We start from the raw sequence: 24212 nt of genomic DNA, 5'->3' as shown, positions 1-24212 counted from the left end.
GCCGCTGCCATCGCTGACAGCGTAAACAAGATCACCGACAACACCAACGCCATCGCTGACCTCAGTAAAGAAGTCTCCGATATGAGGCAGAACAATGCCCAACTGGAACAAAAGCTTATTGCCGCTCAAACCACAAACCAGCCCCAGCAGGATGATCCAAAGGGCGGACAAGGCGGCAATGTCGGCCAACCATTCCCCAGGCCGGTCGATTCCCCACTACGCACGGCCCTGAACAAACTGGGCACGGCGGCAAAAAGAGACGCCCGCATGCAGCTTTCCGGCGCCGGCAATGCCAGCCTGGGTGCAGCCACCCTCAGCGGTGCCAGCCAGGTGGGCAACAGCGCCCTCGCGGCCATGCGCCAGCTCGGCAATGACCCCACCCAGCGCCTGCTCGCCGGACAAAACGGCGCGCCCGGCCAGGTCTCGCTGTCGGGGCGTTCGGAAATCAAGCCCAATGAAAGTCGTGTGTGGGTAGACGCCCTGAACAACGCCAGCGCCTTCGATCAACCGGCAGGCCAGAAGGCCTTCGAACAGGACACCCGAGGCCTGGTGGTGGGCGTCGACTGGGCCCTGGACAATGAATGGCGCATGGGCCTGCTGGGCGGCAAGTCGCAATCCAAGCATAAAGCCAACCGCTTCGAAGGCGGCCTGGACAGCTGGCATGTCGGTACCTACGCCCTGCACCAGAGCGGGCCCGTGGCCCTGCGCCTGGGCGCGGTCCACAGCCAGCACTATGGCAAGACCGAACGCAACGTGGAGTTCAGCGGCTACAAGGACCGTCTCACCGGCAACTACAACGCCAACAGCCAGCAGGCCTTCGCCGAACTCGGCTACAACCTGGGCAGCGGCAGCCTGAGCGCCGAACCTTTTGCCAGCCTTGGCTACCAGCGCTACTCGCGCCAGGGCTATACGGAAAAAGGCGGTGAAGCCGCGCTGAAGGCCGATGCCCAGACCCAGAGCAACTTCAACACCACCCTGGGCCTGCGCACCGCCAGCATCAAGCACATGGACAACAAGATGAGTCTGGCCCCGCGCCTGAGCGCGGGCTGGAAACACCTGTACGGCTCGGTCGAGAGCACCAGCACCCAGTCCAATCAGGTGACCGGCGACGTCTTCAACACCAAGGGGATCACCCGGGACCGTGACACCCTGGTGGTCGAAGCCGGGCTGGATCTGAACCTGTCGGCCAGGCATTCCATCGGCGTGGCCTACAACGGTGAAGTAGGCAATAGCAGCCGGACCCATGGCGTCATGGGGCAGTGGAAGATGAGTTTTTAATCCCTTGAACCTAAGGACTTATCCCGCCTGTCGGAGGTAAAAAGGCCGACATTTATCGATTAAATACATAGATACATTTCCGGCCCCGAATCAATCCGAGGCCGGAAATCCAATGCCCCCCACCCCTCATCGCCTAGCACTCGCGGTCACGCTGGCACTCACGACTATCGTCTTGCGCGACACACACGCCAGCCCCACGCCCTCAGCCCCTCAACAGCAGGGGAATGTCAGCCACCTGCACGCCGAGAAAGGCCATACGGTCTTGCTGAGCGAGTCGTCAATCGGCTACACCAATCAACGTGATGGCAACATTCAAGCGATCACCGGAAGCGCCATCAAGGTCATCGGACGCGTAGAGGGACGCATCGTCAACGACGGGAAAATCAGCAGTGAACATCATGACGGCATAGACCTGGGCCCCTCCGATATCACCCTGATCAATGTCGGCACCCTCTCGGGCGGGCGTCACGGCGTCAGCACCCGACGCGCGGGAGAACTCACCAACCGCGGCCAGGTGAGCGGATTCAATGGCGCGGGATTCCATTCCACGGGCAATGGCAAGGTCACCAACTCCGCCAGCATCACCGGTGATGCACGCACCCTGGATGCCGACGGCGATGGCATACGGATCATCGGGGATGCGGAGATTTACAACGTCGGCAAGTGTCTACGCCCTGCGCCAAAGCGGCCCGCTGGCCCTGCGGCTCGGCGCGGTGTACAGCAGCCATTCCGGCAAGACCGGACGCAACGTGGCGTTCAATGGCTACCGTGATCGTTTCAAAGGCGACTACGACGCCAACAGCCAACAAGCTTTCGCCGAAGTCGGCTACAGCTTCGGTGGCGCCGACCTGCGTGTCGAACCCTTCACCGGCCTCGGTTACGAACGTTATCACCACGACCGCTTCACCGAGCGCGGCGGCGAAGCGGCCCTGGCCGTCGGCAGTCAGACCCACGGCAACCTCAGCAGCACCCTCGGCTTGCGCGCGAGTAGCGTCACCCCCTTCGACAATAAAATGAGCCTGACCCCACACCTGAGTGCTGGCTGGAAGCATCTGCATGGCGACGTTGGCAGCACGACCCAGCAGAAATTCACGGTGAACGATCGCAGCTTCAAGGTCAAAGGCGCCGCCCTGGACCGCGACAGCCTGCTGCTGGAAGCGGGCCTGGACCTGAAGCTGTCGCCCAGCCAGAACCTCGGCGTCGGCTACACCGGGGAAGTCAGCAGCAACCAGCGTAATCATGGGGTCATGGGTCAATGGAGGCTGACCTTTTAAACAAGGTTCCCGCCACCCGGCCGGGTCAGGCCGGGCCGCGGGAAGGTGTCAATCCTGCCCAGGACCAAACATCGCTCAAACAAGGACGTGTCTCGCACAGCAGGAGCCCAAGGCCCGACATCCGCCAGGGAAACGAATAATTACATTCTCATCTCAATTGAACTTGAGGTGACAAGGAATGCAATTTACTCAGCCTCGTTTAAGCATCGCCGTGACGCTCGCCCTCGGCATAACGGCGACACAACACACTCAAGCCTCCGACATCGTCAACAGGGGCATCATTTCCAATAACTCCCATGGCCTTACCAGCCAAGAGGATCTCTTGCTGTTCAATGCGGGAACAATCGTCGGTCGAGACGGGGCCGGCGTCTATGCCCAAGGCAATGGCAACGTGGACAATAAGGGACGTATCACCGGTAGTCTCGGAGAGAAGGGCAGCCCTCTCAATGACGGCATCCGCATCGGCAAGGTCGCCCGTATCTCGAACGCCGGGACCATTGAAAGCACCCACCCGCTCGGCTCAGGCCTGGTGATCGGCAACGGTAGCGTTACAAACGGCTCGTCGGCACTGATCAGCGGCAAGGGCTACGGCATTCTGGCAAAGGGCGGCGGTACGACCCATGTGACAAACTCGGGAACCATCCAGGGTGCCCGAGGCATAAAGTTCGAAGGCAACTTCAATGACGTCGTCGTCAACAGCGGTTCAATCATCGGTTCCGGAGGCGGTCCCACGATTGACCTCGGCGGTGGCGACGATGTGCTGTCCCTCCACAGCGGCTCCCGAATCGGCGGATTTATCGACGGCGGTCAAGGTTACGACCGGGTGGTTCTCAATGGCGCCGGGAGCGGAACCCTCAGAGACACCCTCAGGTTCGAAAAGCTCCATGTCGATTCAGGGACCTGGACGCTGCTCAGCCGCGGCGACTTCAGTGACGGCGCCGAGATTGCCTGGGGCGCGAAGCTGATCAACCAGGGTGCGATCACCGGGCAGACCCTGGTCAAGGGTGAGTATACCGGCCAGGGTTACACCCATAGCTTGCTGGTAAAGGGTACGTTGCGGGTCAATCGGGCATCGGGCGCTGCCAGTATCGGTCAGGACCTCACCTTGAGCCGAGGTTCGAAGTTGATCTACGGGGTCGACGCCAATGGTGGCAGCGCCACCGTCCAGGTCGGGGGAACAGCGAATTTGGGTGGGGCCACATTGCTGGTAAACGCGACGGGAGGCCGTGCGCCCGTGAACAGCCAGCACACTCTTCTGCGAGCGGGCAACGTGGAGGGTACCTTCGGCCAGGTCACCACTGACCTGGCGCTGATGACCCCGGAGGTCCGCTATGGCAAAACGGAGGTTGGACTGAGCTACCGGCGTAACGATGTCGCCCTTGAGAGTCTTGCGCAATCCGATAATGCCAAGAGCGTTGCCAGACACCTGGAACCCCTGACACGTTTTGGGAAAGTAACCACCGGGATCAAGGGCCAAGCCGTCAGCCGCGAGGAATTTTTCTCGGACGGCATGAACAAATCCATCATACGAAAGCGCAGGAGCCTGGACGACGACATGGACAGCGATCTTGAGCTGGCGATGGCTGATGTCGAGGAGATGGACGATGTCCCGGCCGTGGGCGCCGCCCTGACCACCAGTAATGAAGCCACGCTGACACGCGCCTTGGAGCAACTCGCCAGCAGCCACACTGCCAACCTGGGTAACGCAACCTTGAGTGGTGCCAGCCAAGTGAGCAGCAGCATGCTCTCGGCCATGCGGCAACTGGGCGACCCCGCCAATCGACAGACCCTGAGTTCGACCGCCCTCGCCACCGGCGATTCGAGTCGTAACGGTGCCAATGGCCGACTCTGGGTCCAGGGCCTGGGCAACTCCGGAAAGTTCGAGCGCAGCCAGAGCAGCCAGGTGCTGCAGCAGAACACCAGGGGCCTTCTCCTCGGTGCCGATTGGGCGCTCGATTCGGAATGGCGCCTGGGGGTGCTGGGCGGCAAATCACAGACCCGCCTCAAGGGCACCGACTTCGGGGGTGACCTCGATAGCTGGCACCTGGGTGCTTATGCCCTGCGCCAAAGCGGCCCCCTGGCGCTGCGTCTCGGCGCGGTACACAGCATCCACGAGGGCAGAACCCGGCGCAACGTGGACTTCGCCGGCCTCAGTGATCGCCTCAAAGGCAACCACCGTGCCGACAGCCAACAAGCGTTCGCCGAACTCGGCTACAACCTGGGTAGCGGCAACCTGCACGCGGAGCCGTTCGTCAATATCGGTTATCAGCGCTACCACCACGAGGGTTTCAAGGAAAAAGGCGGTGACACGGCCCTGAACGTCAAGGCACAGACCCAGGACAATCTCAGCAGCACCTTCGGTGCCCGCCTGGCCAATCAGTACACACTGGACAGTGGCATGCGCCTGACCCCACACCTGAGCGCCGGCTGGAAACATCTGTATGGCCGCACCACCCACCAGACTGAACAGAACCTGATGGCACTGAACGACGATTCGTTCAAGATCAAAAGCAGTGCATTGGACCGCGACAGCCTGGTGCTGGAGGCCGGCCTCGACCTGAAGTTATCGCCCCGCCAGAACCTCGGCGTCGGCTACAGCGGGGAAGTCGGCGGCAACAGCCGCAAGCATGGCGTCATGGGGCAGTGGGCGCTGGCCTTTTAACCGGGCTTGGGCTGTTCGGCCAGTCGTCCGCCGTGCAAAAGGTGGCGCGAACCCGTCAGCCTGAAGTCTTGCGAAGTCGCACCACGCCCATCTGCAACCCGAAGGGTTTGAACACCGAGTTCAACGACTTGAGCGTCGGATTGCCCTCCTCGTGCTCGATATGAACAAGGGTCCGTACCGAAATCCTGCACATCCGAGCAAATTGAGTCTGGTGCAAGCCGGTGACCTCGACACGCAAGCGCCTGACCGCCGCGCCGATACCGATCACGCCCTGGGTAAGCTCGTCTTGAATGGCTTGAATCAGCAGTGCACGGACATCAAGGCTGAGGGTCATTTCAGCCCCTAAGTCCAGTTCGCATAAATCTGGAGTGTCAGTGTGTACATGGCCCAACCTGCAATTTAATGCGTCCGATAAGCAAAGATCGTCGACAGAACTGCAATATAGTACAGATCAGTCCATCTTCATTACCTCGCGAACGCAATAAAATGCATTTTTAGGCCGCCAAGTGGTTGATAGACGCAATAAAGTGCAGATTTCAGACCGTTTGCCATCGCTCACGGAAGGAAGTGGCTCATCAACCGATATCGCCAACAAACACCTCATCGATCCTGGCCAGATCGCCCTCATTCAGAATGCCCGCATGGAAACGCAACTTCACCCATGCCATCAGATAGTCGTAACGGGCCTTGGCCAGCTCGCTGCGGGTACTGAACCGTTGTTGCTCGGCATTCAGCAGATCGAGGTTGACCCGCTCGCCCCCCAGCAAGCTCTTTTGCGTCGAATCCACCAGCGACTCCGCTGAAGCCAGGGCCTTCTGATAAGCGCGTAATTTGCTCTCCCCCGACAGGCAAGCGCTGAACTGGCGACGCAGCTCGATCAACGTCTCACGGGTCTTGGCCTCCAGTTCGTACTCCGTTTGCTCAAGGGTCCGGCTGGCCTTGCGCACGGAGGCCGAAACGCCGCCCCCCGCAAACAACGGCACGCTCAACTCGACGCCAATGCTATTGGTGCTGTTGCGCTGGTCATAAGTGCTGCTGCTATCGGACTCCGATCTGCGCAGGCTGGCGTAGGCCGTGACCTTGGGCAGGTGTCCGGCACGGCTGCGCTCCACCTCGAACCTCGCCACCTCGACCGCCTGGCGTTGAGAAGCCAGCAACGGGTTCTGGACCAGCGCCATGCGATGCCAATGATCAAAGGTCGCCGGCTCCATGGGAAAGGCCTGGAAAGTCGCGGACAGCGGCGCCAGATCATTGATGGCGATCCCTGGTTTGCCCATCAAGGCCCCCAACTCCCGCAAGGCGGCCTCCTGTTCGTCATGAGCCTCGATCTGTTGCGCCGTTGCCAGCTCGAAACGCGATTCGGCTTCGAGAATATCGGTACGGGTGCCCTCTCCCTGGTGAAACAGGTGGGTATTGCGCTGGAACTGTTGCTCAAAGGCCTTTTTTCTGGCCTGGGCAATTTCGATCTGGTCCTGGGCCAGCAAAGCCCGGGTGTAGGCGCTGAGTACCCGCAGCAGCAGCTCCTGGCTTTTGCTGCGAAACACCTCATCGGCAAACAGCGACTGGGCGACGCCTTTGCGATAGGCCGCATAGGCTTCGTAATCGAGCAGCGGTTGCTGCAGGGTCAGCGCCGAGGTGGCACTGCGGTAGCGGCGCTGGTCATGGCTGCTGCCCGCCTCCCTGAGCTGGGTGACCCTGGATTCATTACGCCCCAGGTTGTGGCTGTAGGACAGCCGAGGCAGCAGCCCCGCCCGGCCAATGGCATCGCTTTCCCGCCCTGCATCGCGCGCCTTCATGGCCCCCTGGAACACCGGGTCATGCAGCAAAGCCGACTCATACACTTGAAAGGGGCCCAGGGCATGGCTCTCGAGGCTGGCGATCAACGCGAGCAGCGCAACAGGTATCAAAACTATTTTCATGACGGCAGACCCTCTTCCTATTCGGTCAACGAGGCGCTCACGCGATCCAGCAGCGGTTTGAACAGGTAGTTGAGGAGCGAGCGCTCCCCGGTACGGACGAACATCTCGGCCGGCATGCCGGGCTTGATCACCAGTCCATTGAGCTGTTCCAGGGAGGCTTCACTGACCGAGCTACGTATCACGTAGTAGGGGGCGCCGGTTTTTTCGTCGAGCAACTGGTCGGCCGACACCAGGCTGACCTCGCCCGCGACACGGGGCGTCACGCTCTGATTGAACGCCGTGAACAGGATGTCCACCGGCAGGGCCGGACTGACCTTGTCCACCAGGCTGACCGGCAAGCGCCCCTCCACCTCCAGATGCTGGCCTTGAGGCACGATCTCCAGCAGCGTGTCGCCGGCACGTACCACGGCGCCCTCGGTATGCACGCTCAAGTTGACGGCAATCCCTTGCGCCGGCGCGTTGACCTCGGTGTGCTGCAAGTCAAAACTCGCGGATGCCAGCTGTTGTTCCAGAGTCAGGCACTTGAGTCGCACCTCGGCCAACTCGCCACGGACTTCGGTCTGATATTCCTCGACATGCCGGGAGAGCCTTAGCTGCGACTCGAGTATTTCCTGTTTCAGCAGCCCGATTTCCCCCTTATTCCGCGCGATCTGCTGCTGAACCTGGGACAACTGGCGCTCCTGCTCCAGCAGACGATTACTCGCAATATGTCCCTCATCCGCCAGAGGGCGCAGTTTCTCCAGTTGCCGGCGCAATGATCCGGCTTGGGCATTCAGATCATTGCGGGCTTGGCGCAGGCCGGACAGTTGGGCCGTCGCCCCGTCGATGCGGGCACGGATGCCCGCCTGCTCGCGAGAAAAGGCTTCGCGCCGACTATTGAAAAGCTGCCGCTGCCCTTCCAGCACAAGCGCCAACAATGGATCGGTATCGGCCATCAACTCGCCTGGAAACTGAACTTGCGCCAGATTGTCCCGCTCGCTCTGCCAGCGGGCCTGGGTGGCCAGGGCTTGGCGGTACTGGGCCTGCAAGGATTGGACAGTGGCCGACAGTTGCGTGCGATCCAGGCGAAACAGCACCTGCCCCTTCTCGACCTTCTCTCCTTCTCTGACCAGAATCCCACTGACGGCTCCCCCGCCCAGGGACTGGACGGCCTTGCGCTTGCCGGACACGACAACCGTGCTCGGCACACTGACGCCTTGATCCAGCGGTGCCAGGGCCGCCCAGCTGAAGAAACCTCCGGCACCGAACACCACCAGTGCCCAGCCCAATCTGACGAAAAACGCGGCCCCGCGCTGCGGACACGAAGTGAGCGCAGGGTGATGTGGCGTGATGCTCTCTGAACTCATGCGCCTGTTTTCCTTGGCGATTGAATGGCAGCTTTCGAAGCCGACTCCCGGGTTCTCGATAAACTGTCGAGCACCTCCGAACGCGGACCGAAAGCCCGCACTTTCCCCTCTTCCAGCACCATCAACTGATCGGCCTGGACCAGAACCTGGCTACGGTGGGTCACCAGAATCACCGTGCTGCCCTGAGCCTTCAGTTGGGTAATGGCTCGGGTGAGGGCCGCTTCACCCTCGGTATCAAGGTTGGAGTTCGGCTCATCGAGCACCACCAGGCGAGGCCGGTCATAGAGCGCCCGGGCCAAGGCCACGCGCTGCTTCTGGCCTCCGGAAAGGCCGGCGCCGGCGTCCCCCAGCACCGAGTCATAACCTTGCGGCAGACGCAGGATCAGCTCATGAACACCCGCCTGCCGGGCCGCCTCGACAACCTTGTCCGGGTTCGGCGCGCCGAAACGGGCGATATTTTCAGCCACGGAACCGCTGAACAACTCGATGTTCTGCGGCAGGTAGCCAATATGGGGACCCAGTTCATTGCGGTCCCAACGATGGATATCGGCACCGTCCAGCCTCACCACCCCGCCCTGGACCGGCCAGATGCCCAGCAGCACGCGAATCAGGCTCGACTTGCCCGCGCCGGAGGCCCCCAGCACCCCCAGCACTTCACCGGCCGCCAGCTGGAAACTCACTTGATGCAAGGTCGTGCGCTGCTGGCCGGGAGGCCCGGCACTCACCTGCTCGAACGCCAGTTGCCCCTTGGGAGCGGGCAAGGCCATCGCTCCCGTCGATTCGGGAAACTCATTGAGCAGCGCGTCGAGACGCTGATAGGCCGACCTGGCCGCGTTCCAATGCCTGGAGGTGGCAATCAACTGGTCGATGGGCAGCAAAACCCTTCCCATCAGGATGGAACCGGCAATCATCATCCCGGCGCTCATATCACCAATAATCACCAGCAGCGCACCGAGCCCCAGCACCAGGGATTGCAGGCACTGGCGAAAGCCTTTGCTCAGATGGGTCATGACCGCGCCCGTATCGCCGGCCCGGCTCTGTTGCGAAAGAAAATGGGCGTAGGGCTCGAACCAGCGTTGGCGTAACACACCCAGCATGCCCATGGCCTGAATGGTCTCGGCATTGCGCAAATGGCTGGTGGCCAGGCGACTGGCCTCTTGTGAATGGCGGCCGGCTTCAGCCAGCGGCTTCCTGGTCAGCCACTCATTGAGCAGCGCCATGCTCACCAGCAGCACAGCTCCCACACAGGCGAAGACACCCAGCCAGAAGCTGAACATAAACATCACTGCCAGGTAGATCGGAAACCAGGGCGCATCGAAAAAAGCGAACAAGGCCGGGCCGGTCAGGAACTGGCGAATATGGTTCAGATCGCCGAGGGCCTGCGCGCCATGCCCGTCACCGCGGACCAGATTGCGCTCGAAAGCAGCCTGGTAGACACGCAGGTTGAAACGCTGATCGAGATGCCCGGCGACACGGCTGACGACAAAGTTGCGAACGGTCTCCAGCAGCCCGATAAAAACGAAGAATCCCACGATCATCAACGTCAACATAACCAGCGTGGTCTGGTTTTGCGAAGTCAGGACCCGATCATAAACCTGCAGCATATATATCGAGGGGGCCAGCATCAGCACATTGATCAAGGCGGTAAAACAGCCCACGCTGATCAGAATACTCTTATATTCCCCGAGCACTTCTATCAACGGTGCCGTAGGTGTTGTCGCCAAGGGTTTCATTGACTTCCTTGAGTAGTATTTCGCGTGCGTAAAACATCAGAAGAGCAGCGCCTAGGGCACTGCTCTTGGTGAGTTCAAACGAATAAACTGACCGGGCTATTTATAAACCGGCGAGAGGGCTATTACGCCGCCATATCCAAAATATCAGGGAGCGGGCCCTTATCAACAGGACCGTCGTAATAGCTGTCGGCAAAGTCGCTATAGGCATCAGGCTGATTGAAAACGAATTCATACTCATTAAACGCTGAGAAATTACTTTCTCCCTGGCCAGAATCTGCTTCAAGCCTGTCAAACGCGTCCCTGCCGGGGCTCTCCTCGCCAATAAACCCTCGATGTTGCGGCTGCACCTCATCTAAACCGTCTTCAGGCTTGCCAAACTCAAAATGGCTGAGGTCCTGGTCGTCTATGAGCCCCCTATGTTGCGCTGGCCTATAATTTAAAACCACGTCAAGCAGCGCCTGGATTTCCATAAGATCTCGCTGCAAATTTTCTGAAACCTTGGTAACTTTTGCGCTCCAGCCAACAAAATCAAAAGTGGCATTTGTGCTACTGAAATTAGGATTGGTAGCAGCCGGTTGCCCGCGCTCAGATACTATCCATGGCAACTTGTTCTCGAAAGGCGAGAACATCCAATCGTTTGCACCGTTGGTTTCCACTGACATAAATCACTCCATATAACGACGAGTTAATGAGCGCCCGATACCCATCAGGCGTGCTCGTCGTCTATTTAATGAAACTTATGAAGTGAGGGTTATATAAATAGATATCACCACTCTTCCATGGCAAATCCAGCGTAAAAAAAAGGGGAGCACATGCTCCCCCGAGGAAAAACGTTGGTAGTCGAAGGCCTTCGATCAGCCTTCGATCTCGATCAGGATCTCGCCCGGATTGACCCGGTCGCCCTTGGCCACATGGATGGCTGTGACCTTGCCCGCCACGGCGGCCTGCACTTCGGTTTCCATTTTCATGGCCTCGGTGATCAGTACGGCCTGGCCGGCTTTCACGGTGTCGCCTTCCTTGACCAGCACATCGACGATATTGCCCGGCATGGTGGTGCTGACATGGCCCGGCGCGCTGGCCTGCTTGCGCTTGCTGCTGCCACCGCCGACAAACTCGTTGAGCGGTTCGAACACCACTTCTTCCGGCATGCCGTCGATGGACAGGTAGAAGTGCCGCTTGCCTTCGGCCTTGACGCCGACACCAGTGATGTCCACACGGTAGGTTTCGCCGTGCACATCGATCACGAACTCGGTCGGCACGCCCTCACCGCCCGCCGAACGCACGCCACCGGCCTCGGGGATCGGCAACAACACCTCAGGAACCAGGGTGCCGGCCTCACGCTCTTCGAGGAATTTGCGCCCGATATCCGGGAACATGGCGTAAGTCAGCACGTCTTCTTCCGACTTGGCCAGGGCGCCGATCTCACCACGCAACTTGACCATTTCCGGCTTGAGCAGGTCGGCCGGGCGCACGTCGATCACTTCTTCGCTGCCGATGGCCTGGCGCCGCAGCTTCTCATTGACGACGCCCGGTGCCTTGCCATAACCGCCTTGCAGGTACAGCTTCACTTCGTTGGTGATGGTCTTGTAGCGCTCGCCGGCGAGGACGTTGAAGAACGCCTGGGTGCCGACGATCTGCGAGGTCGGGGTCACCAGCGGCGGGAAGCCGAGGTCTTCACGCACTCGCGGAATTTCCGCCAGCACTTCGCCCATGCGGTTCAAGGCGCCCTGCTCTTTCAGCTGGTTGGCGAGGTTGGAGATCATCCCGCCCGGCACCTGGTTGACCTGCACGCGGGTGTCGACGGCGGTGAATTCGCTTTCGAACTGGTGGTACTTCTTGCGCACGGCGTAGAAGTACAGGCCGATTTCCTGCAGCAGTTCCAGATCCAGGCCGGTGTCGAATTCGCTGCCTTTAAGGGCCGCAACCATCGACTCGGTGCCCGGATGGCTGGTACCCCAGGCGAAGCTGGAGATCGCGGTGTCGATATGGTCGGCACCGTTTTCCACCGCCTTGAGCTGGCACATCGCGGCCAGGCCGGCGGTGTCGTGGGAGTGGATAAATACGGGCAGCGATTGCTCGCTCTTCAGCGCCTTGACCAGTTCGCCCGTGGCGTAAGGGGTCAGCAGGCCGGCCATGTCCTTGATCGCCACCGAGTCGCAACCCATGGCTTCCATCTGCTTGGCCTGGGCCACGAAGGCCTCGATGGTATGCACCGGGCTGGTGGTATAGGCGATGGTGCCCTGGGCATGCTTGCCCGCCGCTTTCACCGCTTCGATGGCGACCCGCAGGTTACGCACGTCGTTCATGGCGTCGAAGATGCGGAACACATCGATACCGTTGACCGCCGCCTTGGCAACGAAGGCCCGGACCACGTCGTCGCTGTAATGGCGGTAGCCCAGCAGGTTCTGGCCGCGCAGGAGCATTTGCAGGCGGGTGTTGGGCAAGGCCGCGCGCAATTGGCGCAGGCGCTCCCACGGGTCTTCTTTCAGAAAGCGCACGCAGGCGTCGAAGGTCGCGCCGCCCCAGACTTCCAGGGACCAGTAGCCGACCTTGTCGAGCTTCTCGCAGATCGGCAGCATGTCTTCGGTGCGCATGCGGGTGGCGAGCAGCGATTGGTGGGCGTCGCGCAGGATTGTGTCGGTAACGTGGATTTTTTTGGAAGAAGTCATTGGAATAGTCCTCACAGGCCTGCGTGGGCGGCGATGGCGGCGGCGATGGCCAGGGCCAGCTCTTCGGGTTTGCGCTTGATCGAGTAGTTGGTCAGCTCAGGGTGGCTTTCAACAAAGCTGGTATTGAACTGGCCGCTACGGAATTCCGGGTTACGCAGGATTTCCTGGTAGTAGGCCGCAGTGGTCTTCACCCCCTGCAGGCGCATGTCGTCCAGGGCCCGCAGGCCACGGTCCATCGCCTCTTCCCAGGTCAACGCCCAGACCACCAGTTTCAGGCACATGGAGTCGTAGAACGGCGGAATGGTGTAGCCGGTGTAGATCGCCGTGTCGGTGCGCACGCCGGGACCGCCGGGAGCGTAGTAACGGGTGATCTTGCCGAAGCTGGGCAGGAAGTTGTTCTTCGGGTCTTCGGCGTTGATCCGGAACTGCAAGGCAAAACCGCGATGGATGATGTCTTCCTGCTTGACCGACAACGGCAGGCCGGAGGCGATGCGGATCTGTTCACGGACAATGTCGATGCCGGTGATTTCTTCGGTGATGGTGTGTTCCACCTGCACCCGGGTGTTCATTTCCATGAAGTACACCTCGCCCTCGGCGAGCAGGAACTCCACGGTACCGGCGTTCTCGTAGCCCACCGCCTTGGCCGCGCGCACCGACAGGTCGCCGATATAGGCGCGCTGTTCCGGGGTCAGCTGGGGGCTGGGGGCGATTTCGATCAGCTTCTGGTTGCGGCGCTGGATCGAGCAGTCACGCTCGAACAGGTGCACCACGTTGCCGAAGCTGTCGCCAAGAATCTGCGCTTCGATGTGCTTGGGATTGACGATGCATTTTTCCAGGAAGACTTCCGCCGAACCAAAGGCCTTGGTCGCTTCGGAAATCACCCGGGGGAAGGCCTGTTCCAGTTCTTCGCGGCTGTTGCAGCGACGAATCCCGCGACCGCCACCACCGGAGGTGGCCTTGAGCATCACCGGGTAACCGATACGGTCGCCTTCGGTAAGGGCTTCGGCGATGTCCGCGACGTTGCCTTCGGTGCCCGGGGTGACCGGCACGCCGGCCTTGATCATGCTGCGGCGGGCTTCGGTCTTGTCACCCATGCGGCGGATCACTTCCGCCGACGGGCCGATGAATTTGATTCCACGTTCGGCGCAGATATCCGCCAGTTCGGCATTTTCCGACAGGAAGCCGTAACCGGGGTGCAGCGCGTCACAACCGGTTTCCACCGCCAGGTTCACCAGCTTGCGCGGGTTCAGGTAGCCGGCCAGGGGTTCGGCACCGATGCTGTGGGCCTCATCCGCGCGCTTCACATGCAGGGCATGGCGATCGGCGTCGGAATAGATCGCGACCGAGCGAATGCCCATCTCGGCGCAGGCACGCACGATTCGTACGGCAATTTCACCACGGTTGGCGATCAGGATCTTTTTTATCACTTGGAAATTCCTAAGCCGCTGGAACAAACAACCCTTGGGTGCAACCGGAAAACGGGTCGGCGCGTGACTAAATGTTTCAAGCCAGTCGCGCAGTCCACACTAGACCTACCCAGTGATAAACCAAAATCAATAATTATTGGGTCGCTCATAAGTAAAAGCTTATAGTTGAGCGATTCGCGGCTTTCATGAGTGTTTATAAAATGCGTAAGTCCTTGATGCGTATGACATTACGCCAGCTCAAGATTTTTAATGAGGTCTGCGATCTGCGTTCCTACAGCCGCGCAGCTGATGAAATGTCTCTCACACAACCGGCCGTAAGCCTACAAATTCGCCAGCTGGAAGAGCTGATCGGCCAGCCTTTATTCGACTACGTCGGCAAAAAGCTCTACATGACCGAGGCGGCTGAAGCGTTACAGCGGGCCAGCCGGGACATTTTCGGTCGGCTGGAAAACCTCGATATGCAGCTCTCGGACATGCAGGGCTCGCTGCAAGGGCAGTTGAAACTGGCGGTGGAATCCAGCGCCAAGTATTTCGTCCCGCACCTGTTTGCCGCGTTCAAGCGCCAGCATCCCGAGGTCAATCTGCACCTGACGGTGGTCAACCGCGCGCAGGCGCTGCGGCGCCTTTCGGACAACCGCGACGACCTGCTGATCATGTCGATGGTGCCCCAGGACATGGGGCTCGAATTCCTGCCGTTCCTGAACAACCCGATTGTCGCGGTGGCGCCGCCCGATCACCCGCTGTGCCACGGCGGCCCGCTGCGCTTGCAGGACCTGGAGCCGTATACGTTGTTGATCCGCGAAGCGGGGTCGGGGACGCGGATCGCCTGCGAGGAGTATTTCAAGGAGAAACGCGTGCACTTCTCGCAGACGCTGGAAGTGACCTCGGGCGAAGCCCAGCGCGAGTGTGTGGTGGCGGGGCTGGGCCTGGCCCTGTTGACGCGCCATGCCCTGAGCCTGGAACTGGCGACCGGCGTGCTCCGAGAACTGCCGGTGGAAGAACTGCCGCTCTATCGCAGTTGGTGCCTGGTTCAGGCCAAGGACAAACGCCTGTCACCGGTCGCCCATGCGTTCCTGGGGTTTATTCGCAGTGAACGGTTACAAATCAGCGGGCTGGTTGAGCGCTTCGACGGTCGGATGCCGAGTCTGCCTGCCAGTAATTGAGTGCGGCGATTTCCTGTTGCAGTTGGCGCAGTTCGGTGCGGTCTTCGATTGCGCGACGAAATTCCATGCGGCGCTGATCTTCCTGCTGCCGACGGGTTTTGACGCTGCTTTGCTCTTCGTGGTGCCGGGCCATTTCGAGTCTCCCAGGGTGGGTACGGGAGCTTCAAGATGGACGTCCGGCGTTACGGTTTGGCGGCAGGTGGGTGACAGACTGATGAAATCATCGGTCAGTCGTCGAGGGCCTTCACCGACTTGGGCGACAGGCGCAGGCTGCGCAAGCTGCGTTTGACGCTCTTGAGGTGGTTGACCAGGCTCGGCCCACGGGCCATGGCCACGCCCATGGCCAGCACGTCGATCACCACCAGGTGGGCGATGCGCGAGGTCAGCGGGGTATAGATCTCAGTGTCTTCGTGCACGTCGATGGCCAGGTTCACCGTCGACAGCTCGGCCAGCGGGGTCTGGCTCGGGCACAGGGTGATCAGGGTCGCGCCGCTTTCACGCACCAGGTTGGCGGTAATCAGCAGGTCCTTGGAACGGCCCGACTGGGAAATGCAGATCGCCACGTCGGTAGGCTTGAGGGTCACCGCCGACATCGCCTGCATATGCGGGTCGGAATACGCCGCCGCCGTCAGCAGCAACCGGAAAAACTTGTGCTGGGCATCCGCCGCCACCGCACCGGAAGCGCCGAAACCATAGAACTCCACCCGCTGCGCCGCCGACATGGCGGTCACGGCACGTTGCAACGCGGCCGGATCGAGCTTTTCGCGCACGTCCATCAGGGTGTGCAGGGTGGTGTCGAAGATCTTCAGGCTGTAGTCCGCCACCGAATCGTCTTCGTGAATCGCGAACTGCCCGAAGCTGGCGCCGGCCGCCAGGCTCTGGGCCAGCTTCAGTTTCAGGTCCTGGAAACCCGAGCAACCGATGGCCCGGCAGAAACGCACAATGGTCGGTTCGCTGATGCCCACGCTGTGGGCCAGGTCAGCCATGGAACTGTGCATCACCGCCGCTGGATCGAGCAGGACGTGATCGGCGACCTTGAGCTCCGACTTGCGCAGCAGGTTGCGAGACTGGGCGATGTGTTGCAACAGATTCAAAGGTCTGGACTCATTGTTATGGGCGAACGCCTGGGATGTAGCAGTCTTGTAGTTATACTACAAGAATTCGCGAATTGCCCGCTCCATTACGTAACCCGCCTCCCCGCTAGCGTAGCGCGGGGAGCATGTAGCCACTCTCGACGCCTAGGGAAAGCCATGGCGTAGCAGTCGCATCAATTCCTGCGCCGCCACCGGCCGGCTGATCAGATAGCCCTGCACTTCATCGCAGCCCTGGGCCTTGAGGAAATCCAGTTGCTCCTGGTTTTCCACACCCTCGGCCACCACCTTCAGTTCCAGGCTGTGGGCCATGGCGATGATCGCCCGGGTGATCGCCGCATCTTCACTGCCGTCCCCCAGGCCGCGAATAAAGCTCTGGTCGATCTTCACGTAGTCCACCGGGAAGCGCTTGAGGTAACTCAAGGACGAATAGCCGGTGCCGAAGTCATCGATGGCCAGTTTCACCCCCAGGTCGCGCAGTTGCTGGAAGGTGGCGATGATGTGTTCGACGCTGTCGAGCAGCTGGCTTTCGGTCAGCTCAAGCTCCAGCAGTTCCGGGGCCAGGCCGGTTTCCTCCAGCACCTGGCGCACCAGGCTGACCAGCTTGCCCTGGCGCAACTGATGCACCGACAGGTTTACCGACACCCGGATCGGCGCCAGCCCCTCGCGCTGCCATTCGCACGCCTGCCAGCAGGCCTGGCGCAAGACGAACTCACCGATCGGCCCGATCAACCCGGTTTCCTCGGCCAGGCCGATAAAGTCCGCCGGCGGCACCTGGCCCAGGGTCGGATGCTCCCAACGCACCAGCGCCTCGGCGGCGTTCATCCGCCCGGTGGCCAGGCACAGCTTGGGTTGGTAGAAGACGCGCAATTGCCGCTCTTCGATGGCCTTGCGCAGCTGGTTCTCCAGCTGCAAGCGCTCCAGGGTGCTGGCCTGCAGGCTCTCGGTGTAGAACTGGAAGTTGTTCCCGCCCAGGTGCTTGGCATGTTGCATGGCGATGTTTGACTGGCTGAGCAGCACCGGTATTTCCCGGGCATTATCCGGCAACAGGCTGATGCCCATGGACGCGCTGACCACCAGCTCATGCTCGTCGATAGTCACCGGCACCCGCAACTTGCCGAGCAGGCGCGTCGCCACCCGGGCCAGGCTGGAGAGGTTGCCGTAGGCATCGAACAGCACCGCGAACTCATCCCCGGACAAACGGGCAATGGTGTTGGCTTCAGGCAAGGCGTTGACCAGGCGCCGGGCCATCTGCTGCAGCAACTGGTCGGCGATTTCATGGCCGAGGCTGTCGTTGAGCAATTTGAAACGGTCCAGATTGATGTGCAGCAACGCCAGGCTGCGGCCACCCTGGCGCACTTGCTGGTGAGCCTCGTACAGACGTTCGCGAAACAACGAACGATTCGCCAGCCCCGTCAGTTCGTCGTAGTGGGTCAGGTAGCGCATGCGCTCTTCGGATTCGCGGCGAGCCGACAGATCGGCGAAGAAGCCGACGATATGGCTGACATTGCCTCGAGTATCGCGCACCACATTCAGTTGCAGCCATTGCGGGTACAGCTCGCCGTTCTTGCGCGCCTCCACCAGTTCGCCCTGCCAGCTGCCGTGCTGTTCCAGGGCCTGGCGGATGGTCGAATAGTGACGCCGGGCATCACGACTGCCCGGCAGGTCGACCACATTGCGCCCGAGCATGTCCTCGAGCAGGTAACCGGTTACCCGGCTGAAGGCCTGGTTGATCGCCAGCAGGACGTAATTGGGGTCGAAAATCACAATACCTTCGCTGGCCGCCTCGAACACCGTCGCGGCCAATTGGCGCTGGGCTTCCTGCTCCTTGTGCGCGCTGATATCGCGACGGGTGCCGACCATACGCAACACTCGACCGTTGGTGGAGCGCTCGACCGCCCGGCCGCGGTCTTCGATCCAGACCCAGTGACCATCGCCATGCCGCACCCGGTACTCGATCAGGTAGTCCTCGGTGCGGCCCTTCAGATGCTCCACCAGCGCGCGCTTGAGTGCCGGCACATCCTCGGGGTGCAGGCGCGGCTTGAGGTGGCCGAGCATGGCGGTCACGTATTCCGGGTCGAGGCCGAACAGCTCCTTGATCTGGGTGTGATGCACTTCATCGGTCTGCAGGTTCCAGTCCCACAGCCCGAGGGCGCTGGCCTGCAACGCCAGGGCCAGGCGCGTTTCGCTTTTGCTCAGGGCCTTGTTCGCCACATCCAGCTCCAGGCTGCGCTGGACCACCCGGCTTTCCAGGCCGACCTGGGCGTCGCGCAGTTCCTGTTCGGCACGACGCCGCTGATCGATTTCCCGCGCCAGTTCAAGATTGAGTTGTTCGCTGCGGGTGTGTGCCTGTTGCAGGCTCTCGATCAGCGCCTGGTTCTGGAAACGCCGCAGCAGGCCGCGGCGGATCAGCCGATTGACCTGCAAGGCCACCACGCTCAGCGACACCAGCAGGATCAGCCCGAGCCAGGCCCAGCCTTGTTGCTCCTCGGTGCCGCCCCAGAACAGATAGACGATGGCCGGCAACAGGCAGGGCAAGGTAAAGGTCAGGAACGCCGGGATGCTCACGGCATACGCCACGCTGGCAGAGAGGGTCGCTGCGCCGATCAGGCCGAAGACCCAGGCCTGCTCGAGAAAACTGTCGGTGGGCACCAGGGCGATGCCGGCGCAGGCCAGGGTCAGGCCGCTGACCGCCGAGCCCAACAGGAAGGTACGGCGCCAGATCGGCTGGGCCTGGCGGCTGGGCATCGCCGAGTCGAACGCCGCCACCTGGATCACGCGCAAGGCCACCAGGGCCATCAACCACACCAGCCAGACGCTGACCAGCAGGTAACGCTGCGGGCTCCAGAGCAACCAGGCGCAGACCAGACCGTTCAACAACATGAATAAAGTCGGCAGCAACGACCCCTGGTACAGCAGGCGCGTACGCTCGACTGTCAGCTCAGTGGCGAATTGCTTGCGGATAACCCGCCCAGCCTCCATCGAGGGGCTCAGCGCGTCAAAGCTCTGGGTCATGGGCAGTATTCTTATAATGGTTAGCCATAAACGTGGCAGGAGCATACACAAGCATCCGGCAGGACCAAACTGCCTCAGGTCATAAAATGTAATGAATTGATCGGTGGCCAGACCCCTTGCCGAGGCCCAGAGCAAGACACACTGCCGCCTGTAGCCGATGACTGACCGGTCGTCACAGCCGTTTTTTTTATCTGTCGCGGGGCGTGCCCCGGTATAAGAGCCGCCGCTCAGCATTAGGGTTTGCCCGCCCAGGCCCGGCACCCTAGAATGCGTCGATGCGCGATGATCTCTCCTTTCTGCTGAACTCCCTCAACGATGCCCAACGCCAGGCCGTAGCCGCCCCCGTTGGTCGTCAGTTGGTCCTGGCCGGTGCCGGCTCGGGTAAAACCCGGGTGCTGGTGCACCGTATCGCCTGGTTGATCCAGGTCGAAAACGCCTCGTCCCATTCGATCCTGTCGGTGACCTTCACCAACAAGGCCGCTGCCGAGATGCGCCATCGCATCGAGCAGTTGCTGGGCATCAGCCCGGCCGGCATGTGGGTCGGCACCTTCCACGGCCTGGCACACCGCCTGTTGCGGGCGCACTGGCAGGAAGCCGGCCTGAGCCAGACCTTCCAGATCCTCGACAGCGACGACCAGCAACGGCTGGTCAAGCGGGTGATCCGCGACCTCGGCCTCGACGAACAGCGCTGGCCCGCCCGCCAGGCCCAGTGGTTTATCAACGGCCAGAAGGACGAGGGCCTGCGCCCACAGCATATCCAGGCCAGTGGCGACCTGTTCCTGGCGACCATGCGCAGCATCTATGAAGCCTACGAGGCCGCCTGTGCCCGCGCCGGGGTCATCGACTTCTCCGAGCTGCTGCTGCGCGCCCTGGACCTGTGGCGCGACCATCCGGGCCTGCTGGCGCACTACCAGAAGCGCTTCCGGCACATCCTGGTGGACGAATTCCAGGACACCAACGCCGTGCAGTACGCCTGGCTGCGTTTGCTGGCCCAGGGCGGCGACAGCCTGATGGTGGTCGGCGACGACGACCAGTCGATCTACGGCTGGCGCGGCGCGAAAATCGAGAATATCCACCAGTATTCCGCCGACTTCGCGGACGCCGTGACCATCCGCCTGGAGCAGAACTACCGATCCACGGCCGGGATCCTCAAGGCCGCCAACGCCCTGATCGCCCATAACACCGGGCGTCTGGGCAAAGAACTGTGGACCGATGGCGGCGACGGCGAGGCGATCAACCTCTATGCCGCCTTCAACGAGCACGACGAAGCGCGCTACGTGGTGGAAACCATCGAAAGCGCCCTGAAAACCGGCCTGGCCCGCAGCGATATCGCCATTCTCTACCGCTCCAACGCCCAATCCCGGGTGCTCGAAGAAGCCTTGCTGCGCGAACGTATTCCGTACCGCATCTACGGCGGCCAGCGCTTCTTCGAACGGGCTGAAATCAAGAACGCCATGGCCTACCTGCGCCTGCTCGAAGGCCGTGGCAACGACGCGGCGCTGGAGCGGGTGATCAACGTTCCAGCCCGTGGGATCGGCGAGAAAACCGTCGAGGCCATCCGCGAACACGCCCGCCACAGCGAGCTGTCGATGTGGGAAGCCATGCGCCAGCTGGTCGCCAACAAGGGCCTCGCCGGACGGGCCGCCGGTGCCCTGGGGGTGTTTGTCGAGCTGATCGAGGACCTCGCGGCGAAAACCCGGGAAATGCCGCTGCACCTGATGACCCAGGTGGTCATCGAGCAGTCCGGGCTGATCGCCTACCACGAAGCGGAAAAGGGCGAGAAAGGCCAGGCCCGGGTGGAAAACCTTGAGGAACTGGTCAGCGCCGCCCGCAACTTCGAGGCCGCCGAAGAAGACGCCGAGCTCACGCCGCTGGCCGCCTTCCTCGGCCACGCGTCGCTGGAGGCCGGCGACACCCAGGCCGACGAGCACGAAGACAGCATTCAGTTGATGACCCTGCACAGCGCCAAGGGCCTGGAATTCCCCTACGTGTTCCTGGTGGGCATGGAAGAAGGCCTGTTCCCCCACAAGATGAGCCTGGAAGAACCCGGCCGCCTTGAGGAAGAACGCCGGCTGGCCTACGTCGGCATTACCCGGGCGATGCAGAACCTGGTACTGACCTATGCCGAAACCCGACGCCTGTACGGCAGCGAGACCTACAACAAGGTCTCGCGTTTCGTGCGCGAAGTGCCGAAAGGACTGATCCAGGAAGTGCGCCTGTCCAACAGCGTCAGCCGACCGTTCGGCGGCGCCCAGGCTCAGGCCGGCAGCAGCCTGTTCGGTGGCAGCGACATCCCGGACACCGGTTTCAGCCTCGGCCAGACTGTACGCCACAGCATCTTCGGCGACGGCGTGATCCTCAACTTCGAAGGCGCTGGCGCCCAGGCCCGGGTCCAGGTGAACTTCAGCGAAGGCAGCAAGTGGCTGATGCTCGGCTACGCCAAGCTGGAAGCGGTCTGATCACGACCTTCAAGCGTTTCCGCACCCAGTGTGGAAACGCTGTCCGCCCACCTCGACAGCACGCCATGCCGGTCTAATTACTCAACCGAGGTCGCGATAACCATGGGTTCAGGCTTTTTTTCTTCGTGGACATTCTGGGCCCTGCTGTCGGCGACTTTCGCCGCCCTGACGGCGATCTTCGCCAAGATCGGCATCGACAACGTCAATTCGGACTTCGCCACCCTGCTGCGAACCATCGTGGTATTGGTCAGCCTGGCCTTGATTTTGTACGCAACGGGCCAATATCAGTCATTGAGTTCGATTTCCGCCAAGAGCTATCTGTTCCTGCTGTTGTCGGGCCTGGCGACCGGTGCCTCGTGGTTGTGTTACTTCCGCGCGCTGAAGGTCGGCCCGGCCTCGCTGGTGGCCCCGGTGGACAAGCTCAGCGTGGTGTTCGTCGCCGTTATCAGCGTGCTGCTGCTGGGCGAGAAGCTCGACCTGCGCCAATGGGGCGGTATCGGCCTGATTACCGCCGGCGTGGTCATGCTGGCTTTCCGACGTTAGTCGGGGGCATTTCACACAACGCTTATCGACTCGCCTTACGAAACAAACGGTATCGGCGCAATGGCCTTTCATGAAACCTTCAGGTGGGGCATGAGAGGATCAGGCAAAAGCCGGAAACACTCTCGCGCTAGCCAGTAACATTTCACCTGTGCAGTATGGCGCGCGTGCACTCCACAAACGGGAATACCCTTATGCAACGTTTTCTCAGTATCGTCTTGGCGCTCTGCATCGGTCTGACGATGAGCCTCGACGCGAACGCCAAGCGCTTCGGCGGTGGCAAAAGCATGGGTTCGGCACCCAGCCATCAAACCAGCCAAATGGCCCCAGCCGCGGGTGCCGGCGCTGCTGCCGCAACCGCCGGTGCTGCCGGTGCCGCGGGCGCTGCTGCCAAAGCCGGCGGTGCTTCGCGCTGGCTCGGCCCTCTGGCCGGCATCGCCGCCGGTGGCCTGCTCGCCTCCATGTTCATGGGCGGCGGCTTCCAGGGCATGCAGTTCTTCGACATCCTGATCATGGCGGTCATCGCTTTCGTGATCTTCCGCTTCATTGCCGCCCGTCGACGCAAGCAGCAGGAGCACATGGCCCCGGCCGGCGCGCCGTTCCAGCGTGAAGTGTTCGAGCAACCGGCACAGCCGCAGAACGCGATCTTCGGTGGTTCCGCCCCCGTCGCCCCACGCCGCGTGATCAACGCACCGGCCTGGTTCAACGAAGAGCGCTTCCTGGAAGCCGCCCGCAGCCACTTCCAGGCGCTGCAGCAGCACTGGGATGCCAACGAGATGGACAAGATCGCCGAATTCGTCACCCCGCAGATGCTGCAGTTCCTGAAACAGGAACGGGCGAACGAAGGCGACGGTTTCCAGTCTACCTATATCGAAAACCTGCATGTGCAGTTGGACGGCCTGGACGATCGCGCCGACAAGACCATCGCCACCCTGACCTTCAGCGGCGTGTCGAAGAACTCGCGCTTCGACCAGGGCGAAGCCTTCAGCGAAAGCTGGAACATGGAGCGTCCACAGGGCGACAACCAGCCTTGGCTGGTGGCCGGTATCCGCCAGAACGGCTGATCCACGGCTCGCGGTTGAAAAAAGCTACAAAAACCCCGGACTCGTCCGGGGTTTTGCATTTCACAATTGTACTTTTTGCAAGCTACTGTATAAGACCCGTGATACGAACCGCGCCATAAAGCAAGAGGATTGAGGCCGTGGAAGAAGTCATTGAACAATTGCGTGAAGCCAACGAACCCGTACCGGTGCCTTTGGAGTTACCCGACGAGGATCAGTTGGTCGAAGTCGAAGAGGAGTTGTTCATCAACATCCCCTTCGTTTTCAAGGAATTCCTGCTGACCGTCAGTGACGTGGTGTTTGGCAGCCTGGAACCGGTGACGGTGACTGATCCGCAGTCGCACACCTACCTGCCCGATGTAGCAGCCAATGCCTGGGATTCTGGTGTGCCCCGGGACCTGATCCCGATCTGCCAGGACGGTGACAACTACTACTGCGTCGAAGAAGACGGCACCGTGGTGCTGTGGTCCGGCGAAGAAGAGCTGATCACTGAAGAGTCCTGGGAATCGGTATGGCACTGGGCGCGGGATGTGTGGCTGGAAAGCTGATTGACCCTGTCCGATGCTGCTCCAATC

20 protein-coding genes are annotated in these 24212 nt (G+C 61.3%); 9 read left to right on the top strand and 11 right to left on the bottom strand.

Annotated elements, in window-relative coordinates:
• On the bottom strand, positions 1-189 hold a 189-nt coding region (locus M5C01_RS22790), incomplete at its 3' end, for a hypothetical protein (protein ID WP_248764400.1).
• Here M5C01_RS22790 and M5C01_RS22785 point away from each other — a divergent pair.
• The 4 genes from M5C01_RS22785 to M5C01_RS22770 all read left to right on the top strand — a co-directional run bounded on the left by M5C01_RS22785 (position 103) and on the right by M5C01_RS22770 (position 5214).
• Entirely contained in the window at positions 103-1278 is a 1176-nt protein-coding gene (locus tag M5C01_RS22785) for an autotransporter outer membrane beta-barrel domain-containing protein (protein WP_248764399.1), read from the top strand. The genes M5C01_RS22790 and M5C01_RS22785 overlap by 87 nt on opposite strands.
• A gap of 172 nt (positions 1279-1450) precedes the next feature.
• Positions 1451-2050, top strand: coding sequence for a hypothetical protein (locus M5C01_RS22780; protein ID WP_248764397.1), 600 nt, complete (start codon positions 1451-1453; stop codon positions 2048-2050).
• The gene (locus M5C01_RS22775; RefSeq protein ID WP_248764398.1) at positions 1953-2552 is read left to right on the top strand and encodes an autotransporter outer membrane beta-barrel domain-containing protein; all 600 of its coding nucleotides are present in this window, start codon (positions 1953-1955) and stop codon (positions 2550-2552) included. The genes M5C01_RS22780 and M5C01_RS22775 overlap by 98 nt, the downstream gene beginning before the upstream one ends.
• A gap of 178 nt (positions 2553-2730) precedes the next feature.
• Positions 2731-5214 carry an autotransporter outer membrane beta-barrel domain-containing protein gene (locus M5C01_RS22770; RefSeq protein WP_103498467.1) on the top strand — a complete coding sequence of 828 codons (2484 nt, stop codon included), beginning with the start codon at positions 2731-2733 and terminating at the stop codon, positions 5212-5214.
• A gap of 55 nt (positions 5215-5269) precedes the next feature.
• On the opposite strand, the gene M5C01_RS22765 is transcribed toward M5C01_RS22770, so the two are convergent.
• From M5C01_RS22765 to M5C01_RS22735, 7 genes are all read right to left on the bottom strand, one after another.
• Entirely contained in the window at positions 5270-5548 is a 279-nt protein-coding gene (locus M5C01_RS22765) for a helix-turn-helix transcriptional regulator (RefSeq protein WP_152736615.1), read from the bottom strand.
• A 241-nt stretch (positions 5549-5789) separates the two neighbouring features.
• Complete coding sequence (locus M5C01_RS22760; RefSeq protein WP_152736614.1) at positions 5790-7133, bottom strand: TolC family outer membrane protein; 1344 nt, start codon at positions 7131-7133, stop codon at positions 5790-5792.
• Between the two features lie 17 nt (positions 7134-7150).
• Positions 7151-8479 (bottom strand): HlyD family type I secretion periplasmic adaptor subunit, encoded by a 1329-nt coding sequence (locus M5C01_RS22755; RefSeq protein WP_152736613.1) that lies wholly within the window; start codon positions 8477-8479, stop codon positions 7151-7153.
• Positions 8476-10212 (bottom strand): type I secretion system permease/ATPase, encoded by a 1737-nt coding sequence (locus M5C01_RS22750; protein ID WP_103498471.1) that lies wholly within the window; start codon positions 10210-10212, stop codon positions 8476-8478. Before M5C01_RS22750 ends, M5C01_RS22755 begins: the two co-directional genes overlap by 4 nt.
• A gap of 122 nt (positions 10213-10334) precedes the next feature.
• Positions 10335-10874, bottom strand: a complete 540-nt coding sequence (locus tag M5C01_RS22745) for a hypothetical protein (RefSeq protein ID WP_103498472.1) — start codon at positions 10872-10874, stop codon at positions 10335-10337.
• Positions 10875-11066: 192 nt separating this feature from the next.
• Complete coding sequence (oadA, locus tag M5C01_RS22740) at positions 11067-12881, bottom strand: sodium-extruding oxaloacetate decarboxylase subunit alpha (RefSeq protein ID WP_103498473.1); 1815 nt, start codon at positions 12879-12881, stop codon at positions 11067-11069.
• An 11-nt stretch (positions 12882-12892) separates the two neighbouring features.
• Positions 12893-14308, bottom strand: coding sequence for an acetyl-CoA carboxylase biotin carboxylase subunit (locus M5C01_RS22735; protein ID WP_103498474.1), 1416 nt, complete (start codon positions 14306-14308; stop codon positions 12893-12895).
• A 200-nt stretch (positions 14309-14508) separates the two neighbouring features.
• On the opposite strand from M5C01_RS22735, the gene M5C01_RS22730 reads away from it, so the two are divergent.
• Positions 14509-15471 (top strand): LysR family transcriptional regulator, encoded by a 963-nt coding sequence (locus M5C01_RS22730; RefSeq protein WP_103498475.1) that lies wholly within the window; start codon positions 14509-14511, stop codon positions 15469-15471.
• Here the strand turns inward: M5C01_RS22730 and M5C01_RS22725 are convergent.
• From M5C01_RS22725 to M5C01_RS22715, 3 genes are all read right to left on the bottom strand, one after another.
• Entirely contained in the window at positions 15413-15604 is a 192-nt protein-coding gene (locus M5C01_RS22725) for a hypothetical protein (RefSeq protein WP_083875491.1), read from the bottom strand. The genes M5C01_RS22730 and M5C01_RS22725 overlap by 59 nt on opposite strands.
• A 94-nt stretch (positions 15605-15698) precedes the next feature.
• Complete coding sequence (gene hexR, locus M5C01_RS22720) at positions 15699-16565, bottom strand: transcriptional regulator HexR (RefSeq protein ID WP_040071809.1); 867 nt, start codon at positions 16563-16565, stop codon at positions 15699-15701.
• Between the two features lie 144 nt (positions 16566-16709).
• Positions 16710-19577, bottom strand: coding sequence for a GGDEF domain-containing phosphodiesterase (locus tag M5C01_RS22715; protein WP_152736611.1), 2868 nt, complete (start codon positions 19575-19577; stop codon positions 16710-16712).
• Between the two features lie 275 nt (positions 19578-19852).
• On the opposite strand from M5C01_RS22715, the gene uvrD reads away from it, so the two are divergent.
• The 4 genes from uvrD to M5C01_RS22695 all read left to right on the top strand — a co-directional run bounded on the left by uvrD (position 19853) and on the right by M5C01_RS22695 (position 24185).
• Positions 19853-22036 carry a DNA helicase II gene (gene uvrD, locus M5C01_RS22710; RefSeq protein ID WP_103498477.1) on the top strand — a complete coding sequence of 728 codons (2184 nt, stop codon included), beginning with the start codon at positions 19853-19855 and terminating at the stop codon, positions 22034-22036.
• Positions 22037-22138: 102 nt separating this feature from the next.
• Positions 22139-22579 carry an EamA family transporter gene (locus M5C01_RS22705; protein WP_152736610.1) on the top strand — a complete coding sequence of 147 codons (441 nt, stop codon included), beginning with the start codon at positions 22139-22141 and terminating at the stop codon, positions 22577-22579.
• Positions 22580-22770: 191 nt separating this feature from the next.
• On the top strand, positions 22771-23640 hold the full coding sequence (locus M5C01_RS22700) for a Tim44 domain-containing protein (RefSeq protein WP_103498479.1): 870 nt from the start codon (positions 22771-22773) through the stop codon (positions 23638-23640).
• 137 nt (positions 23641-23777) lie between these two features.
• Positions 23778-24185 (top strand): SMI1/KNR4 family protein, encoded by a 408-nt coding sequence (locus M5C01_RS22695; protein ID WP_103498480.1) that lies wholly within the window; start codon positions 23778-23780, stop codon positions 24183-24185.
• Positions 24186-24212 lie beyond the last annotated feature (27 nt).

It is taken from the genome of Pseudomonas sp. MWU12-2319 (genome assembly GCF_023242525.1).
Lineage (GTDB): Bacteria > Pseudomonadota > Gammaproteobacteria > Pseudomonadales > Pseudomonadaceae > Aquipseudomonas > Aquipseudomonas gingeri_D.
The sequence above is the reverse complement of the archived record's forward strand: the minus strand, read 5'-3'. Positions and strand labels throughout refer to the sequence as shown.

Bases quoted from the DNA above. Each gene is read 5' to 3' on its own strand.
- M5C01_RS22770 (WP_103498467.1), top strand. From the start codon at position 2,731: ATGCAATTTACTCAGCCTCGTTTAAGCATCGCCGTGACGCTCGCCCTC.
- M5C01_RS22765 (WP_152736615.1), bottom strand. From the start codon at position 5,548: ATGACCCTCAGCCTTGATGTCCGTGCACTGCTGATTCAAGCCATTCAA.
- M5C01_RS22760 (WP_152736614.1), bottom strand. From the start codon at position 7,133: ATGAAAATAGTTTTGATACCTGTTGCGCTGCTCGCGTTGATCGCCAGC.
- M5C01_RS22755 (WP_152736613.1), bottom strand. From the start codon at position 8,479: ATGAGTTCAGAGAGCATCACGCCACATCACCCTGCGCTCACTTCGTGT.
- M5C01_RS22750 (WP_103498471.1), bottom strand. From the start codon at position 10,212: ATGAAACCCTTGGCGACAACACCTACGGCACCGTTGATAGAAGTGCTC.
- M5C01_RS22745 (WP_103498472.1), bottom strand. From the start codon at position 10,874: ATGTCAGTGGAAACCAACGGTGCAAACGATTGGATGTTCTCGCCTTTC.
- oadA (WP_103498473.1), bottom strand. From the start codon at position 12,881: ATGACTTCTTCCAAAAAAATCCACGTTACCGACACAATCCTGCGCGAC.
- M5C01_RS22730 (WP_103498475.1), top strand. From the start codon at position 14,509: ATGCGTAAGTCCTTGATGCGTATGACATTACGCCAGCTCAAGATTTTT.
- M5C01_RS22725 (WP_083875491.1), bottom strand. From the start codon at position 15,604: ATGGCCCGGCACCACGAAGAGCAAAGCAGCGTCAAAACCCGTCGGCAG.
- M5C01_RS22715 (WP_152736611.1), bottom strand. From the start codon at position 19,577: ATGACCCAGAGCTTTGACGCGCTGAGCCCCTCGATGGAGGCTGGGCGG.
- uvrD (WP_103498477.1), top strand. From the start codon at position 19,853: ATGCGCGATGATCTCTCCTTTCTGCTGAACTCCCTCAACGATGCCCAA.
- M5C01_RS22705 (WP_152736610.1), top strand. From the start codon at position 22,139: ATGGGTTCAGGCTTTTTTTCTTCGTGGACATTCTGGGCCCTGCTGTCG.
- M5C01_RS22700 (WP_103498479.1), top strand. From the start codon at position 22,771: ATGCAACGTTTTCTCAGTATCGTCTTGGCGCTCTGCATCGGTCTGACG.